13 protein-coding genes are annotated in these 16,380 nt (G+C 64.1%); 6 read left to right on the plus strand and 7 right to left on the minus strand.

Annotated features, from left to right (window positions below; all coding sequences use genetic code 11):
- Positions 1-36: 36 nt before the first annotated feature.
- The 5 genes from htpX to apaG all read right to left on the minus strand — a co-directional run bounded on the left by htpX (position 37) and on the right by apaG (position 6,340).
- On the minus strand, positions 37-924 hold the full coding sequence (htpX, locus tag N8I74_RS12350; protein WP_263123409.1) for a protease HtpX: 888 nt from the start codon (positions 922-924) through the stop codon (positions 37-39).
- A 99-nt stretch (positions 925-1,023) separates the two neighbouring features.
- Positions 1,024-2,352, minus strand: a complete 1,329-nt coding sequence (locus N8I74_RS12355; RefSeq protein ID WP_263123410.1) for a hemolysin family protein — start codon at positions 2,350-2,352, stop codon at positions 1,024-1,026.
- A gap of 288 nt (positions 2,353-2,640) precedes the next feature.
- A complete protein-coding gene (locus N8I74_RS12360) occupies positions 2,641-3,876 on the minus strand; it encodes an amino acid permease (protein ID WP_263123411.1) in 1,236 nt (411 codons plus the stop codon).
- A 165-nt stretch (positions 3,877-4,041) separates the two neighbouring features.
- A complete protein-coding gene (locus N8I74_RS12365; RefSeq protein WP_263123412.1) occupies positions 4,042-5,847 on the minus strand; it encodes an ABCB family ABC transporter ATP-binding protein/permease in 1,806 nt (601 codons plus the stop codon).
- Between the two features lie 100 nt (positions 5,848-5,947).
- Positions 5,948-6,340, minus strand: a complete 393-nt coding sequence (gene apaG, locus N8I74_RS12370) for a Co2+/Mg2+ efflux protein ApaG (protein WP_263123413.1) — start codon at positions 6,338-6,340, stop codon at positions 5,948-5,950.
- A gap of 104 nt (positions 6,341-6,444) precedes the next feature.
- On the opposite strand from apaG, the gene rpe reads away from it, so the two are divergent.
- On the plus strand, positions 6,445-7,125 hold the full coding sequence (gene rpe, locus N8I74_RS12375) for a ribulose-phosphate 3-epimerase (RefSeq protein ID WP_263123414.1): 681 nt from the start codon (positions 6,445-6,447) through the stop codon (positions 7,123-7,125).
- A 76-nt stretch (positions 7,126-7,201) separates the two neighbouring features.
- Here rpe and alaS read toward each other — a convergent pair whose 3' ends face one another.
- Complete coding sequence (gene alaS / locus N8I74_RS12380) at positions 7,202-9,832, minus strand: alanine--tRNA ligase (protein ID WP_263123415.1); 2,631 nt, start codon at positions 9,830-9,832, stop codon at positions 7,202-7,204.
- Between the two features lie 159 nt (positions 9,833-9,991).
- A complete protein-coding gene (gene ppsA, locus N8I74_RS12385; RefSeq protein WP_263123416.1) occupies positions 9,992-12,367 on the minus strand; it encodes a phosphoenolpyruvate synthase in 2,376 nt (791 codons plus the stop codon).
- Positions 12,368-12,598: 231 nt separating this feature from the next.
- Between ppsA and ppsR the strand changes: the two genes are divergently transcribed.
- The 5 genes from ppsR to map all read left to right on the plus strand — a co-directional run bounded on the left by ppsR (position 12,599) and on the right by map (position 16,356).
- Positions 12,599-13,417 (plus strand): posphoenolpyruvate synthetase regulatory kinase/phosphorylase PpsR, encoded by an 819-nt coding sequence (gene ppsR, locus N8I74_RS12390; protein WP_263123417.1) that lies wholly within the window; start codon positions 12,599-12,601, stop codon positions 13,415-13,417.
- 222 nt (positions 13,418-13,639) lie between these two features.
- Positions 13,640-14,344 (plus strand): septum site-determining protein MinC, encoded by a 705-nt coding sequence (gene minC, locus N8I74_RS12395; RefSeq protein ID WP_263123418.1) that lies wholly within the window; start codon positions 13,640-13,642, stop codon positions 14,342-14,344.
- Positions 14,345-14,413: 69 nt separating this feature from the next.
- Complete coding sequence (gene minD / locus N8I74_RS12400; protein WP_263123419.1) at positions 14,414-15,223, plus strand: septum site-determining protein MinD; 810 nt, start codon at positions 14,414-14,416, stop codon at positions 15,221-15,223.
- Positions 15,224-15,226: 3 nt separating this feature from the next.
- The gene (gene minE, locus N8I74_RS12405) at positions 15,227-15,487 is read left to right on the plus strand and encodes a cell division topological specificity factor MinE (protein ID WP_263123420.1); all 261 of its coding nucleotides are present in this window, start codon (positions 15,227-15,229) and stop codon (positions 15,485-15,487) included.
- A gap of 62 nt (positions 15,488-15,549) precedes the next feature.
- The gene (map, locus tag N8I74_RS12410; protein ID WP_263123421.1) at positions 15,550-16,356 is read left to right on the plus strand and encodes a type I methionyl aminopeptidase; all 807 of its coding nucleotides are present in this window, start codon (positions 15,550-15,552) and stop codon (positions 16,354-16,356) included.
- Positions 16,357-16,380: the final 24 nt, after the last annotated feature.

Here is a 16,380-nt window from a genome sequence, read left to right on the forward strand (position 1 = left end):
TGGCGCTGCCCAGTCTCCAACAGCGCCCTGCCCCATTCATGCTGCCCGGGTCTGCAAGGCAGCAATCCGCTCGGCAATGCTGGGGTGGCTTGCAAACAATGCCATCAGGCCACGGGCACCGCCGGTGATGCCCGAAGCAGCCATGTTGGCAGGCAAGGCACCGCCTTGCAGGCTGCCAAGCCGCTGCAGTGCGGCAATCATCGGGCGCGGCGTGCCCATCAGCTTGCTTGCACCCTCGTCCGCCCGGTATTCGCGGTGACGCGAGAAGAAGGCGACGATGATGCTGGCGAGAACACCAAAAACAATCTCACAGACAATCACCGTGACAAAGAAGCCGATGCCGCTGCCAGCCTGGGCGTTGTCATCGTTGCGCTTGAGGAAGGAATCCACCAGATACCCCACCACGCGCGCCAGGAAGAAGACAAAGGTATTCACCACGCCCTGGATCAGCGTCAGTGTCACCATATCGCCGTTGGCCACGTGCGCGACCTCGTGCGCGAGCACGGCCTCGACTTCCTCCTTGTTCATCGACTGCAGCAGGCCGGTCGATACTGCCACCAACGAATTGTTCCTGCTGGGGCCGGTGGCGAACGCATTGGGCGCACCTTCATAGATCGCCACCTCAGGCATGGCGACACCGGCCCGCTGCGCCAACCGGGCCACGGTATCGACCAGCCAGCGCTCGGTCGCGTCGCGCGGCTGGGTGATCACATGGGCCCCGGTGCTCCACTTGGCCATCACCTTGGAGAGCATCAGCGAGATGAAGGCCCCGCCAAACCCGAACAGGGCCGCGAGGACCAGCAATGCGCCCAGGTTCAGGCCATTGGCGGTCAGATAGCGGTTCACACCGAGCAGGTGGGCGACCACGCTGAGGACCAGCATGACCGCAAGGTTGGTGGCAAGAAATAGCAGTACCCGTTTCATGACAAGCTCTCGTTTGCTGTTCTCATATTGGGGGTGGAATGCGGCACGCAAGGCACCGCAAGCCGGTGAGGCCGCACCGTTGCAGGCCGGCCTGCCGTTCTAGCCCCCTGTGACCGGCTCATCCGCGGTAGGTTCATCGCTGCTCAGCACGATGCGGGTGGCCAGCACCTTGTCGATGCGTTTGCCATCCATGTCCACCACCTCCAAGCGCCAGTTTTCCCAGGTGGCGATGTCGGCGGTATGGGGCAGCCGCCCCAAGAGCAGCATCATCATGCCCGACAGCGTGTGATAGCGTCCCTTGTCTTCTTCGGGCACCTGCGCCAGTTCGAGCTTGTCCTTCAGCTCCGGGATGGGGATCAAGCCGTCGAGCAGCAATGAGCCGTCCTCACGTTCCACCGCCCACGCATTCTCGGTGTCGTGCGGCATGAATTCGCCGGTGATCACTTCGAGCACATCCTGCAGGGTCACGAGGCCTTGCACCTCGCCGTATTCGTCGACCACGAAGATCATCTCCACGCCCGAAGCGCGGATCTGTTCCAGAAGCTCCATGCCGGTCAACGTCTCCGGCACGAACACCGCCGGCCGGAGCGGCGTATGGGCAAGATCGATCTCCTTGCCGGCGAATGTCTGCCGCAAGAGATCCTTGGCGCTGACGATGCCAAGCACGTTGGAGAGGCCGCCGCGGCTGACCGGGAAGCGGGTATAGTCCGCCTCGGCCACCTTGGCCAGATTCACCGCGGGCTCGTCCTCCAGGTCCAGATAGATCATGTCCGAGCGTGGAATCATCAGCGAGGCGATCTGGCGGTCGTCCAGCCGGAACACATTGCGCAGCAGCGCATGCTCGTTCTGCTCGATCACCCCGGCTTCGGAGCCTTCCTCCAGCATCGCGTGGATCTCGTCCTCAGTGACCGAAGGACCGGTCGCATGCTTGACGCCCAGCAGCCGCAGCAAGGTCTGGGTCGAGATCGACAGCAGTATCACAAAGGGGCGCGCCAGGAACGCCAACCCTTCCATCGGGCGCGATACCAGGCGGGCGATGGCTTCGGGGTTGATCTGGCCGATGCGCTTGGGCACCAACTCTCCGAGCACGATCGAGCAATAGGTGACCACGGCCACCACGATGATGGTGGCGCCGTTGTCGCTCACCTGCTGTGATACGCCAAGCGTTTCGAGCCAGTCGGCGAAGGGTGCGGCGAGGGCGGCTTCGCCCATGATGCCCGAAAGCACGCCGATCGAGGTGATGCCGATCTGGATGGTGGACAGGAACCGCGTCGGGTCCTCACCCAGTTTGATCGCCGCCGCGGCGGACACATCGCCGTTCTCGGCCAATTTGGCCAGACGCGCGCGCCGCGCCGTCACCAGTGCGATCTCGGACATCGCGAACAGGCCATTGAGCAGGATCAGGCCGAGCAGGATCAGGACTTCCATGGCGCAACCTCCATTCGTGGCTGCTGGCGTTGCAGCATGCGGCAAGGTGCCATGGAAGGAGGGAGCGCCATCGGCGCAAAGGCCGGGCAGGCGTGGGAGGAATCGGATGGATGAGGATGAAAGGCGGTCAAGCGCCAAGATCGGGGTTGACTCATACGCGGGGACGGCAAGCCGGCCCCGTTACTCCTGGGATCGATAAAAGACACGGCGAATCTACCGTAAATCAGAGAGGCTGTCTGCCGTTATAGCCGTTTGTTCGGCACCGTGCCGCCAGCATGGCCACCGTCACTACAGGTAGGAGCCCAGCAGATCGCCGACGATGGCAGCCATCCCCATCACAAACACGAACGCCCCCAATCGTGAGCGGTAGATGGCCAGACGCGGTACCCGCCGCATCAGCACCACGGGCATCAGATACGCATAGATGGCGATGATGGGCGCGGACAGCGCAGCCATGATCTTGAGAATGGGTGGGTTGTACACCGCAAGCAGCCACAGACCGAAGATCATCACCACGGTGACCCCACGGCTCAGCCGCGCCTTGTCCAGGCTGGCCTCTCCCGCAGGGTCGTTCCAGGTCCACAGCCGGGCGATGAGGCCGACCAGGCCTTCCCGGGTGCCGACGAAATGGCCGAAGTAGGAGCTGGCAATGGCCAGGAAGGCGATCAGCGGAATCAGATAGCGCAGCAGCGGCTGCTCGATATGAAGCGACAGCATGGTCAGCACGTCGACGTTGCCAGCCTGCGCCTGCTGCAACATCGCGGGCGATGCCGACAGCGCCATCGAGAACACGAACAGCATGACGAACAGCAGCAGAATCATCGAGGTCCATCTGATGACGCCGTCAGTGCGACGCACCGCCTCGTCGGCGTCGTAGTCGGCGCGGTAGCTTGCGCCCAGCGTCGAGCATACGGGTGAGAAATTCATTGCAAACACCAGCACCGGAAACAGCAGGAACAGGTGCTTGAGCACCTCGCCCGGTACGAAGGGCTGGGCCAGCACTGCAGTGTTCCAGTAAGGCACCATGTACAACGACAGCCCGGCAAGCAGGAAGATCAGCGGAAACGACATGGCCGACGTCACTGTGATCATCAATCGCTCCCCGCCCATCACTACCAGCGTCAGGCCGACGAGCAACAGGAAAGTGAGCCAGGGCCGCGAAAAACCGGCAAGGCCGAGCTGGTTTTCCAGAAAGGACGAAACGATATTGGTGATGCCGGTCGCGTAGCCGACGCAGATGGTGACGATGGACAGGAAATACAGCGTCGACACTGCAAACCCGGCGCCCCGACCCAGGTCATGCGTCACCGCACCGACGATGTCGGTGGCGAAGGGGGCCGAGGCCACGATACGGGTAATGCCACGGTGTGCAAGATAGGTGACCGGAAAGATCACCAGGGTCAGGATCAGCACCGGCCAGATCCCGCCAAGGCCCGCCCGGATGGGCAGATACAGGATGCCTGCCCCCACGGCGGTTCCGAAGCAGGTCAGCACCCATTCCCAATCACGACGATCCAGTTGCATGGCATCCCCTTGGCCGTTGCCGCCTGCGCACACGCAGTTCCTGCCGGCCAGCACCGGTCTATCCAAAGGGATTGGAGAGCCCGGGAGTGACGCAATGTTCCCCTGCCTGCGGCTTTCCGGTCCGGCTTTTGTCACATTGCGGAACCGGCAGCAGCAGTGGCGGGATCAATCGCGCGCGTCGGCCGCCTCGGGCTGGGCGGCATCGCCGGCGTGCTCGTGCGCCTGCAGCGCCCACAGTCGCGCATAGGCGCCATCCTGCGCCAGCAGGGTGCGATGGTTGCCGCGTTCCACCACGCGCCCCCCATCCATGACGATGATCTCGTCGGCATCGGCCACCGTGGAGAGCCGGTGCGCGATGATGAGGGTGGTGCGATTGGCGGAGATCTCGCGCAGTTCGGCCTGGATGGCCTTTTCGGTCTTTGAGTCGAGCGCGCTGGTGGCTTCGTCGAAGATCAGGATCGGCGGGTTCTTGAGGATGGTGCGCGCAATCGCCACCCGCTGCTTCTCGCCGCCGGACAGCTTCAGGCCGCGTTCGCCCACCGTGGTATCGAAGCCATCCGGCAGGCGCATGATGAAGTCGTAGATATGTGCCGACTTCGCCGCCTCGATCACTTCGTCGCGGGTGGCATCCGGGTGACCATAGGCAATGTTGTAGTAGATGGTGTCGTTGAAGAGCACGGTATCCTGCGGCACGATGCCCAGATGTGCGCGCAGGCTTTCCTGCGACAGCTCGCGCAGATCGGTGCCATTGATCGTGATCCGGCCGGACCACACATCGTAGAAGCGGAACAACAGCCGCGACAGCGTCGATTTGCCGGCGCCGCTGGCACCGACCACCGCCAGGGTGCGCCCGGCGGGAAGGGTGAAGCTGACGTCGTGCAGGATCTGCCGGTTGCGATCGTATCCAAAGTCCACGTTTTCAAAAGCCACCGCGGCCCGACTGGCCTGCAGCGTCTGCGCGCCGGGTGTGTCCTTGACCTCGGCATGCTGGTGCAACAGGGCGAACATGCGTTCCATGTCCGCAAGCGAATGCTTGATCTCGCGGTAGACAAAGCCCAGGAAGTTGAGCGGGGCATAGAGCTGCAGCAGGAATGCATTGACCAGCACCAGATCGCCGAGTGTCATGCGCCCTTGCACCACCGCATGGGCGGCAAGCCCCACCAGCGCGGTCACGCCCAGCGCGATGATCACCGCCTGCCCCGCGTTCAGCAGCGACAGCGACACCTGGTTCTTGACCGCCGCGCTCTCAAAACGCGCCATGCTGGCGTCAAAGCGCTCCGCCTCCCAGCGTTCGTTGCCGAAATACTTCACCGTCTCGTAGTTGAGCAGGCTGTCGACCGCCTTGGTGTTGGCATGCGACTCCATGTCGTTCATCTGCCGCCTGAACGTCATGCGCCACTCGGTCACCCCCAGCGTGAACACGATGTAGATCACGATGGTGGCAAAGGTGATGGCGGCAAAGTACCACTCGTACCGTTGCAGCAGGATGAGGGCGACCAGGACGATCTCGACCAGTGTCGGCAGGATGTTGAACAGCATGAAGTTGAGCAGGAACGAAATGCCCTTGGTGCCCCGATCGATGTCGCGGCTCATGCCCCCGGTCTGCCGTGCCAGATGAAAACGCAGGCTCAACGCATGCAGATGCTCGAACACCTCCAACGCCACCTTGCGGATCGCCCCTTGCGCAACCTTGGCGAACACCGCGTCGCGCAGTTCACCCAGCACCGACGACGACATGCGCAGCGCGCCGTACGCCACGACCAGCGCCAGCGGCAGCACCAGCGCCTGCGTGCCGTCCAGGGCGTCGACAATGTCCTTGAGCACGATGGGCACCGCCACGTTGGCGAACTTGGCGGTGATCAGCAGCCCCAGCGCCAGCAGCACACGGTTCTTGTATCGCCACAGATAGGGAAACAGCGTGCGCAGGGTGCGCCAGTCGTTGCGCCGGGCAGCGGCAGGGGCATCGGCCATGGGAGGAGTCCGGAAAGGGATCGAACACAAATGCGGCCGGGAGGGCCGCATTGCAAGTCGGACGGCTATCGGCGCGGCAATTGCCAGGCCGGCCGGTGGCTCAGTGCAGGATGCGTGGGATCGAGAGGACGAACTCGGGGATGGGCGTTTCGAATTCGGTGCCGTCCACCGCGCGCATCTGATAGCTGCCATGCATGGTGCCGACCGGGGTTTCGAGGGTGGCGCCGCTCATGTACTCGAATGACTGGCCCGGCTCCAGCACCGGCTGCTCACCGATCACACCCAGGCCGCGCACCTCCTGCACCTTGTCCTCCATATCGCGGATCACCCAGTGGCGCGATACCAGCTGCACAGTGACATTGCCGGTGTTGGTGATGGTGATGTGGTAGGCGAATACGTAGCGATTGCTTTCCTCGTCCGATTGCTCGGCCACATACATCGCGCGCGGCGCTACTTGCACACAGTACTTGTTGTTCTCATCTTCACTTTGCATGGCAGATATCCCGTTTGCGTCTGCGCAATCTTAGCAGGCGATGCGCGGCATCGCCGCAAGAGTGCGGCTACAATCGGGCGATTCCCCTTGCAACCGGAGCGCCCATGCCGATACATCGCATCGCCCCCAGCATCCTTTCCGCCGATTTCGCCCGACTGGGCGAGGAGGTCGGGAAGGTGATCGCCGCCGGCGCGGACCTGATCCATTTCGATGTGATGGACAACCACTACGTGCCCAATCTGACCATCGGCCCGCTGGTGTGCGCAGCGATCAAGCCTTATGCCACCGTCCCGATCGACGTGCACCTGATGGTCAAGCCGGTGGATCGCATCATCCCCGACTTCGCCAAGGCCGGCGCCGATATCATCACCTTCCATCCCGAAGCATCCGAGCATGTGGACCGCACGCTCGGCCTGATCCGCGACCAGGGCTGCCAGGCGGGGCTGGTGTTCAACCCCGCCACGCCGCTCGATCACCTGGACTACGTGCTGGACAAGGTCGACATGGTGCTGCTGATGTCGGTGAACCCCGGCTTTGGCGGGCAGGCGTTCATCCCGGCGATGCTGGAGAAGGCCCGCGCCGCGCGCGCTCGGCTCGACGCCTACGCTGAACGCAGCGGGCGTCGCATCGCGCTTGAGATCGACGGTGGCGTCAAGGTTGACAACATCGGCCCGATGGCCGCGGCTGGCGTCGATACCTTCGTCGCGGGCTCGGCCATCTTCGGTGAGCCCGACTACCGCACCGTCATCGAGCGTATGCGCGCCCAGATCGCCGCCGCGTTGTAATCCGCCAACCGCCGCTGCGCGCAAAGCAGGATGGACAAAGCCGGCCTATGGGCCGGCTTTGTCGCACGGGGCCGGGTCAGAGCCTGGAGGCAAGCCAGGACGGAACCGAGGCCAGCGCGGCGGGCAGGTTCTCCGGCTGCGTTCCCCCTGCCTGTGCCATGTCCGGCCGCCCTCCCCCCTTGCCGCCCACCTGGCTTGCGACATGGTTGGCAAGCTCGCCGGCCTTGACCTTGCCGGTGAGCGCCTTGCCGACACGCGCGACGATGGCCGCCTTGCCGTCGCTGGCGCCCGCCAGCAGCGCGATGCCGTCGCCGAGCTTGTCCATCAGCTTGTCCGACAGCTCACGCAGCGCGCCCCCATCCATGCCGTCCAATTCCGTCACCAGCACACGGATGCCATTGATTTCGGCGGCCTTGGCCAGCAGCGTGTCCACCTGGCCCAACGCCAGCTGACTTCTCAGACCCGCCACTTCCTTGAGTGTGGCCTTCAGTTCGGCCTGCAGCTTCTCCAGCTTGCCCAGCAGCTCACCCGGCTGCGCCTGGGCCAGCTCGGCCGCGGCCTTGAGCTGTGCCTCCTGGGCCTGCACCACGGCCAGCGCACCTTCGCCGGTGGTGGCCTCGATCCGGCGAATGCCGGCGGCGACCCCGCCCTCGGCGATGATCTTGAAGAGGCCGATGTCGCCGGTACGACCCACATGGGTGCCGCCGCACAGTTCGGTGGAGAATGCGCCCATCTTCAGCACACGCACTTCGTCGCCGTACTTCTCGCCGAACAGCGCCATCGCGCCGGCCTTGATCGCGTCGTCGTAGCTCATGTGCGCCACGTCCACCGGGTGGTTGGCCATGATCACATGGTTGACCAGCGATTCGATCCTCGCGATCTCCTCGGCCGTGAGCGCCTTGGGATGACTGAAGTCGAAGCGGGTGCGTTCGGCGTTCACCAGTGAGCCCTTCTGCTCCACGTGCTTGCCCAGCACCTCACGCAACGCGGCATGCAGCAGGTGGGTGGCGCTGTGGTTGCGCTGGGTGGCATGACGCTTGTGCAGATCGATGGTGGCAGTGACGGCGTCGCCCACCTTGAGCGCGCCACGCGCCAGACGCCCCTGGTGGCCGAACACGTCGGACTTCACCTTCTGCGTGTCGGTCACATCGAACAGCGCATCGAGTCCGCCCAGCGCGGAGATCTCGCCCACATCGCCCACCTGTCCGCCCGACTCGGCGTAGAACGGGGTGTGATCCAGCACCACCACGCCGTCATCGCCCGCCGCCAGCTGTGCCACCTGCTCGTTGCCCTTGTAAAGGGCGATCACCGTGGCGTCGTGGCTGGTTTCGCTATAGCCGTGGAAGCACGATGCCTCGCCGTCATACGCCAGACCGGCGGTCATCTTGAAGCTGCCGGCGGCGCGGCCGCGTTCCTGCTCGGCGGCAAGCTCGCGCTCGTAGCCGGCCATGTCCAGCGCCAGGTTGCGCTCACGGCAGATGTCGGCGGTGAGATCGATCGGAAAGCCGTAGGTGCTGTGCAACGTGAAGGCGGTCTTGCCATCGAGCGTGGTCTTGCCACCTTCGAGCGACTTCTCCAGGAGTGCCATCCCGATGTCGAGCGTGCGGGCGAACTGCTCTTCCTCGGCCTTGAGCGCGTCGGTGATGCGTTGCCGGCCGTCGACCAGTTGCGGGTACGCATCGCCCATCACGCCGGCCAGATCCGCCACCAGCTTATGGAAAAAGAGGCCCTTCTGGCCCAGCTTGTAGCCGTGGCGCACCGCGCGACGGATGATGCGACGCAGCACGTAGCCGCGGCCTTCGTTGGAGGGCAGCACACCGTCGGCGACGAGGAAGGCACAGGCGCGGATATGATCGGCCACCACCTTCAGCGATGGCTGATCCTGGCTGTAGGCGACCCCGGTCTCGCGTGCAGCCGCCTTGACGAGTGCGGCGAGGATGTCGGTCTCGTAATTGGATTTGACACCCTGCAACACAGTGGAGATGCGTTCCAGTCCCATGCCGGTATCGACGGAGGGGCGGGGCAGGTCATGCAGCGTGCCGCTCTCGTCCCGGTTGAACTGCATGAACACGTTGTTCCAGATCTCCATGTAGCGATCGCCGTCTTCGTCGGGCGATCCGGGCGGGCCGCCGGCCACCGACGGGCCGTGGTCATAGAAGATCTCGGTGCAGGGGCCGCATGGGCCGGTGTCGCCCATGGTCCAGAAATTGTCGGACGCGTACGGCGCGCCCTTGTTGTCGCCGATGCGCACGATCCGTTCGGCAGGCAAACCGACCACGGTATGCCAGATGTCGTACGCCTCATCGTCGCTGGCGTAGACGGTGACCATCAACTTTTCGGCGGGGATGGCCAGCCAGGCGGGACTCGTCAGGAATTCCCAGGCGTAGGCGATGGCATCGCGCTTGAAATAGTCACCGAAGCTGAAGTTGCCCAGCATCTCGAAGAAGGTGTGATGCCGCGCGGTATAGCCGACGTTTTCCAGGTCGTTGTGCTTGCCGCCTGCGCGCAGGCACTTCTGGCTGGTGGCCGCGCGGGTATAGCTGCGCTTCTCCTTGCCAAGGAAGCAGTCCTTGAACTGCACCATGCCAGCCACCGTGAACATGATGGTCGGGTCATTGGCGGGGACCAGCGGGCTGGAGGCGACGACCTGATGCCCTTTGGAAGCGAAGAAGTCGAGGAATTTCTGGCGGATCTCGGCGGATTTCATGAGCGCTCGGCGAGGATGGGCAAGAGATGCAAACCAGCGATTCTAAAGGAAAGGCCGCTCGCTGCGATAGCAGCCGGCACCGCCGCCGCGGCACCGTTGCCAATGGCGCACGCCCACCATCCTGCTGCCGGGTGGTGGGCGCGTGCGATCCCGGGTGGCCTAGCGTTGTCCGGAAAGATAAAGCCAGGTCTCGACCACTGTATCGGGGTTGAGCGAGATCGTCTCTATGCCCTCCTCGACCAGCCATTGCGCGAAGTCCGGATGGTCGCTCGGCCCCTGGCCGCAGATGCCCACGTACTTGCCCTGGGCACGGCACGCCTTGATCGCCATCGACAGCATGGCCTTGACCGCCGCGTTGCGCTCGTCGAAGTTGACCGCCACCGGGCCGCCCGAGTCACGGTCGATGCCCAGCGTCAGCTGGGTCATGTCGTTGGAGCCGATCGAAAAGCCGTCGAAGTGCTGCAGGAAGGCATCGGCCAGCACCGCGTTGGCGGGAATCTCGCACATCATGATCACGCGCAGGCCGTTCTCGCCGCGCTTGAGCCCGTTCCCGGCCAGCAACGCGATGACATCGGCCGCCTCCTGCACCGTGCGCACGAATGGGATCATCACCTCCACGTTGGTCAGCCCCATGCCGTCGCGCACCTTCTTCATCGCGCGGCATTCCAGTTCGAAGCAATCGCGAAAACTCGCGTCCACATAGCGGGCGGCGCCGCGAAAGCCGATCATCGGGTTCTCTTCGTGCGGCTCGTACATCGGCCCGCCCAACAGGTTGGCGTATTCGTTCGACTTGAAGTCCGACAGCCGCACGATCACCTTCTTGGGCCAGAACGCGGCGGCCAGCGTGGCGATGCCCTCGGCCAGCTTGTCGACATAGAAATCCACGGCCGAGCGGTAGCCCGCCATACGCTCCTCGACCTGGCCCTTGAGCTCGGCCGGCAGGTTGGGATAAGCGAGCAGCGCCTTGGGGTGCACACCGATCATGCGGTTGATGATGAACTCCAGCCGCGCCAGGCCCACGCCGTCATTGGGCAATTGGCAGAACTCGAACGCCAGCTCCGGATTGCCGACATTCATCATCAGCTTCACCGGCGGCGTGGGCATGCGTTCGAGCGCCACGTCCTGCCGCTCGAAGCCGAGCAGCCCTTCGTACACCTGCCCGGTATCGCCCTCGGCGCAGCTCACGGTCACGAGATCGCCATCGCGCAGCACCTGGGTGGCGTCGCCGCAGCCGACCACGGCGGGGATGCCCAGCTCGCGCGCGATGATCGCGGCGTGGCAGGTGCGTCCGCCACGGTCGGTGACGATGGCGGCGGCACGCTTCATCACCGGTTCCCAGTCCGGATCGGTCATGTCGGACACCAGCACGTCGCCCGGGGCCACCTGATCCATTTCCGACACGTCGCGGATCACCCGCACCCTGCCCTGGCCTATCCGCTGCCCGATCGCCCGCCCACTGGTGCGCACCTCGCCCTTTTCCTTGAGCCGGAACTTCGAAAGCTTGTCGGCGCTGGACTCCTGTGATTTCACTGTCTCGGGGCGCGCCTGCAGGATATACAACTCGCCGTCCACGCCATCGCGGCCCCATTCGATATCCATCGGCCGGCCATAGTGCTCCTCGATGATCAGCGCGTAGCGTGCCAGCGTCTCGACCTCGGCGTCGCTGATCGAGAACTGGCGGCGCTGCTCGAACGGCACCGTCACTGTCTTGACCGAATGCCCGGCGCGGGCTTCGCTGTCGAACACCATCTGCAGCGCCTTGGCGCCCAGGTGCTTGCGCACGATCGCCGGCCGGCCGGCGCGCAGCGTGGGCTTGTGCACGTAGAACTCGTCCGGGTTGACCGCACCCTGCACCACGGTTTCGCCGAGCCCATACGAGGCGGTGACGAACACCACCTGGTCGAAGCCCGTTTCGGTATCCATCGAGAACATCACCCCGGCCGCCCCCAGATCGGAACGCACCATGCGCTGTACCCCGGCCGACAGGGCCACCAGCTTGTGATCGAACCCTTTGTGCACGCGATAGGCGATGGCGCGGTCATTGTAGAGCGAGGCGAACACCGCCTTGATCGCATGCAGCACGTTGTCGATGCCGGCGATGTTGAGGAAGGTTTCCTGCTGCCCGGCGAATGACGCATCGGGCAGATCCTCCGCGGTGGCCGACGAGCGCACCGCCACGGTGACTGTGTCGCCCAGCGCGGCGTAATGTGCGCGGATCGCGGCTTCCAGTGCCGGCGGAAACGGCGTGGCAAGGATCTGTGCGCGGATCGCCTCACCTGCCTGGGCAAGTGCCTTGACGTTGTCCACGTCGAGCGTGGCCAGCAGCTGATCGATACGCTGCGCCAGCCCCTGGTGGGCCAGGAATTCGCGATACGCCTCGGCCGCCGTGGCAAAGCCACCCGGTACGCGCACGCCCTTGGCGTGCAGCTCGGAAATCATCTCGCCAAGCGAGGCGTTCTTGCCGCCGACGCGCTCCACATCGCTCATGCGCAGCCGGGAAAGATCGATCACATAACCTGCTGGGGTCGCGTTCATCGCGGGCCTCTGGTGCGTTGCAAAAGATGCGATTCCATTCTAGGAACTAAGGCCAATGCGCCTAGTGGGGTAATCCACTATCAATAATCGTCATGGAACCCGCATGGGATCGATTTGTTGGGTCATGCAGATTTGAAACGCCGGCGTCGGGGATATTCCGTAATGGCAGTTCCCGGACAGCCTTTTATGCTGCTGCAATTTGTGCAGTGCAAACCCGACCTGGAGTGAACCATGCCCCGCACCGCCTTCTTCGTCTCCGATCGCACCGGCCTTACGTCGGAAATGCTGGGGCACACGCTGTTGACGCAATTCGAGGACGTCAATTTCCGCCGGATCACCCTGCCCTTCGTCGATACCCGGGAAAAGGCCCTGGAGGCGGTGGAGAAGATCCGGCAACAGGCCATCACCGACCAATGCCGCCCGCTGGTGTTCTGCACCATGATCGACAATGACCTGCGCGCGATATTCCAGTTCGAAGAAGGCTTCACGCTCAATTTCTTCGAGGCATTCATCGGGCCGCTGGAACAGGAATTGGGCCGCAAGTCGTCGCATACCGTCGGTAAATCACACGGCATCGCCAATTTCGAGGAATACAAGAACCGGATCGATGCCGTGAATTTTTCGCTCAGCCATGACGACGGCGTGATGCCACGCGATCTGGCCGAAGCGGACGTGATCCTGATCGGCGTCTCCCGCTCGGGCAAGACGCCCACCTGCCTGTACCTTGCGCTGCAATTCGGCATCAAGGCGGCCAACTACCCGCTCACGCCCGAGGATTTCGGCAACCATACCCTGCCCAAGCTGCTGCTGCCCTACCGCAACAAGCTCTTCGGCTTGACCATCGACCCCGAGCGGCTCTCGCAGATCCGGCAGGAACGCAAACCGGGCAGCAAATACTCCTCGCTGGAGAACTGCCAGTTCGAGACCGAGGAAGCCGCAGCGCTGATGCGGCACGTGGGCGTGCCTTATCTGAACACCACCACCCTGTCGATCGAGGAACTGGCCACCACCATCATGCACCGTACCGGTCTGGTACGGCGGGTGTACTGAGGCGGCGCTGCGGCGGAGCGGCCCGGCTGGGCCGCGCAACGGCCATCGCCGCATCAAACGCCGTGAAGGCAATGCCGGGCTTGCATCGCAGCGGCACGTCGCTTGCTGGGACGCGCCGACCTTCCGTGCGCTCCGTGGCGATGCCCTTGCCGGCCCGGACCCTGTTCACAGGCCCGAACCAGACGTTAAACTCTCGCCTTTGCGACCCGCCCCGCGTTTGTCATGCCCGCACCCACCGATACGCCGGCCGTCTTCGATTTCAAGAGTCAATCACTCAAACTGCTGTCGTTCGTGCCGGCCACCCTCGATTGCGGGAAGCTGGAAGCCGCGTTGCGCGCCAAGCTTGGCGACGGTGAACACATGCTGAGCGGCGAGCAGCTGATCGTGGACTTCGACACTCTGCCCAGCATGCCCAGCGCGCTCGAAATCACCGCATTGATACGCCTGCTCGGCCAGTTCGGCCTCAAGGCGGTCGCGGCGCGTGGCGGCAACGATGCACAGCGGGCGGCGGCGCGTGACGCCGGGCTGGTGGTGCTTGCGAACGAGACGGCGCCAGCGATACCGCCCAGCGTCAGGACACCCGAGCGGCCGGTGCCGGCCATGGTGGTGAACCGTCCGGTACGGACCGGCCAGCAGGTCTATGCGCGCGGTGGTGATCTGGTGGTGTTGGCCCTGGTCTCGGCGGGTGCCGAGGTGATCGCCGACGGCAATATCCATGTCTATGCCCCGCTGCGCGGCCGCGCGCTCGCCGGTGCGCGCGGCGATGCCGGCGCGCGTGTCTTCACCACCTGCCTCGAAGCCGAGCTGGTGTCGATCAACGGCGTATACCGGACCCTGGACGAGGGCCTGCCCGCATCGCTCAAGGCGAAACCTGCGCAGGTGCGGCTCGACCAGGACAAGCTGGTGATCGAGGCGCTCGGCGGCTAGCACCGCACCAACATTGGCGCCCCGCCATCGCGGAGCGCCGCATTATCGAAGAACCAGAGGATGCACACAGTGGCGAAAATCATCGTCGTAACGTCGGGCAAGGGTGGCGTGGGCAAGACCACCACCAGCGCGAGCTTTGCCTCCGGCCTTGCGCTGCGCGGCTTCAAGACCGCCGTGATCGATTTCGACGTCGGCCTGCGCAACCTTGACCTCATCATGGGTTGCGAGCGCCGTGTGGTGTATGACCTGATCAATGTGATCCAGGGCGAAGCCACACTGCGCCAGGCGCTGATCAAGGACAAACACTGCGACAACCTGTTCATCCTGCCCGCCTCGCAGACCCGCGACAAGGAAGCCCTCACCCGCGACGGCGTGGAAAACGTGATCAAGGAGCTGATCCACGACGGTTTCGACTACATCGTCTGCGACAGCCCGGCCGGCATCGAGTCAGGCGCGTTGATGGCCGCCTATTTCGCCGACGAGGCGCTGATCGTCACCAATCCGGAAGTCAGTTCGGTGCGTGACTCGGACCGCATCATCGGCATCCTGGACGCCAAGTCGCGCAAGGCCGAGGAAGGCGGCACGGTCAAGACCCATCTCCTGATCACCCGCTACTCGCCGAAGCGGGTCGATTCGGGCGAGATGCTCTCGCTCGACGACGTGCAGCATCTGTTGCGCATCCCACTGATCGGCGTGATCCCGGAATCCGAGACCGTGCTGCAGGCGTCCAACGCCGGTACGCCGGCCATCCATCTGGCCGGCACCGATGTGTCCGAAGCGTACAAGGACGTGGTGGGCCGCTTTCTGGGCGAGGACAAGCCACTGCGCTTCATCGAGGCGCCGAAAACGCCGTTCTGGAAACGGCTGTTCGGAGGTTGATGCATGTCGATTCTGAGTTACTTCTTCGGAGAGAAGAAAAAGAGCGCCTCGGTGGCACGCGAACGGTTGCAGATCATCCTCGCGCATGAACGCGCCGGACGCGATGCACCCGACTACCTGCCGGCGCTGCAGAAGGAGCTGGTCGAGGTGATTTCCAAGTACGTGGCCATCAATCCGGACGACATCAAGGTGCACCTGGACAAGAAGGACGACTTCGAAGTGCTGGAAGTCAACATCGTGCTCCCCGAACCGAACAAGCGCTAGACCGATCCATTGCCGCTGCGCCGACAAAAGCCCCGTGCTTTCCAGGCACTCTGGACCCGCCCATGCCGATTACCATCAAGACTGCCGAAGACATTGCCAGGATGCGCGTTGCCGGCCGCCTCGCCTCCGAGGTGCTCGACTATCTCACCCCGTATGTGAAGCCCGGGGTGACCACCGCCGAGCTGAACCGGCTGGGCCATGACTACATGGTCAACGTGCAGGGCACGGTGCCGGCCACGCTCAACTACACCCCGCCCGGCCACACCCCCTACCCGGCCTCGCTGTGCACGTCGGTGAACCAGGTGGTCTGCCATGGCATCCCGAACGACAAGCCGCTCAGGAACGGCGATGTGCTCAACATCGACATCACCGTGATCAAGGATGGCTACCACGGCGACACCAGCCGGATGTTCATCGTCGGGGAAGCGGCCAGCCACGCCCGGCGGCTGATCCAGGTCACCTTCGACTGCATGTGGCTCGGCATCGAGCAGGTGCGCCCCGGTGCGCACCTGGGCGACATCGGCGCCGCGATCCAGAGATACGCCGAGAAGGCGGGCTACTCGGTGGTGCGCGAGTTCTGCGGCCACGGCATCGGCCAAGTGTTCCACGAGGAGCCGCAGGTGCTGCACTACGGCCGGCCCGGCAGCGGGGTCGAGCTCAAGCCGGGCATGATCTTCACCATTGAGCCGATGATCAATGCCGGCCGCCGCGAGATCAAGGGCATGCCCGACGGCTGGACCATCGTCACCAAGGACCGCTCGCTGTCGGCGCAGTGGGAACATACCGTGCTGGTCACCGAGACCGGCTACGAAGTGCTGACGCAATCGGCCGGTTCGCTGCCGTGCCCGGCGCACTGGCTGCTGGGATGAGCGTGACGGCACGGCGCTGAGGCG

The sequence above is a fragment of the Chitiniphilus purpureus genome (genome assembly GCF_025642115.1).
Classification (GTDB): Bacteria; Pseudomonadota; Gammaproteobacteria; order Burkholderiales; family Chitinibacteraceae; genus Chitiniphilus; species Chitiniphilus purpureus.

Bases quoted from the DNA above. Each gene is read 5' to 3' on its own strand.
- htpX (WP_263123409.1), bottom strand. From the start codon at position 924: ATGAAACGGGTACTGCTATTTCTTGCCACCAACCTTGCGGTCATGCTG.
- N8I74_RS12355 (WP_263123410.1), bottom strand. From the start codon at position 2,352: ATGGAAGTCCTGATCCTGCTCGGCCTGATCCTGCTCAATGGCCTGTTC.
- N8I74_RS12360 (WP_263123411.1), bottom strand. From the start codon at position 3,876: ATGCAACTGGATCGTCGTGATTGGGAATGGGTGCTGACCTGCTTCGGA.
- N8I74_RS12365 (WP_263123412.1), bottom strand. From the start codon at position 5,847: ATGGCCGATGCCCCTGCCGCTGCCCGGCGCAACGACTGGCGCACCCTG.
- apaG (WP_263123413.1), bottom strand. From the start codon at position 6,340: ATGCAAAGTGAAGATGAGAACAACAAGTACTGTGTGCAAGTAGCGCCG.
- rpe (WP_263123414.1), top strand. From the start codon at position 6,445: ATGCCGATACATCGCATCGCCCCCAGCATCCTTTCCGCCGATTTCGCC.
- alaS (WP_263123415.1), bottom strand. From the start codon at position 9,832: ATGAAATCCGCCGAGATCCGCCAGAAATTCCTCGACTTCTTCGCTTCC.
- ppsA (WP_263123416.1), bottom strand. From the start codon at position 12,367: ATGAACGCGACCCCAGCAGGTTATGTGATCGATCTTTCCCGGCTGCGC.
- ppsR (WP_263123417.1), top strand. From the start codon at position 12,599: ATGCCCCGCACCGCCTTCTTCGTCTCCGATCGCACCGGCCTTACGTCG.
- minC (WP_263123418.1), top strand. From the start codon at position 13,640: ATGCCCGCACCCACCGATACGCCGGCCGTCTTCGATTTCAAGAGTCAA.
- minE (WP_263123420.1), top strand. From the start codon at position 15,227: ATGTCGATTCTGAGTTACTTCTTCGGAGAGAAGAAAAAGAGCGCCTCG.
- map (WP_263123421.1), top strand. From the start codon at position 15,550: ATGCCGATTACCATCAAGACTGCCGAAGACATTGCCAGGATGCGCGTT.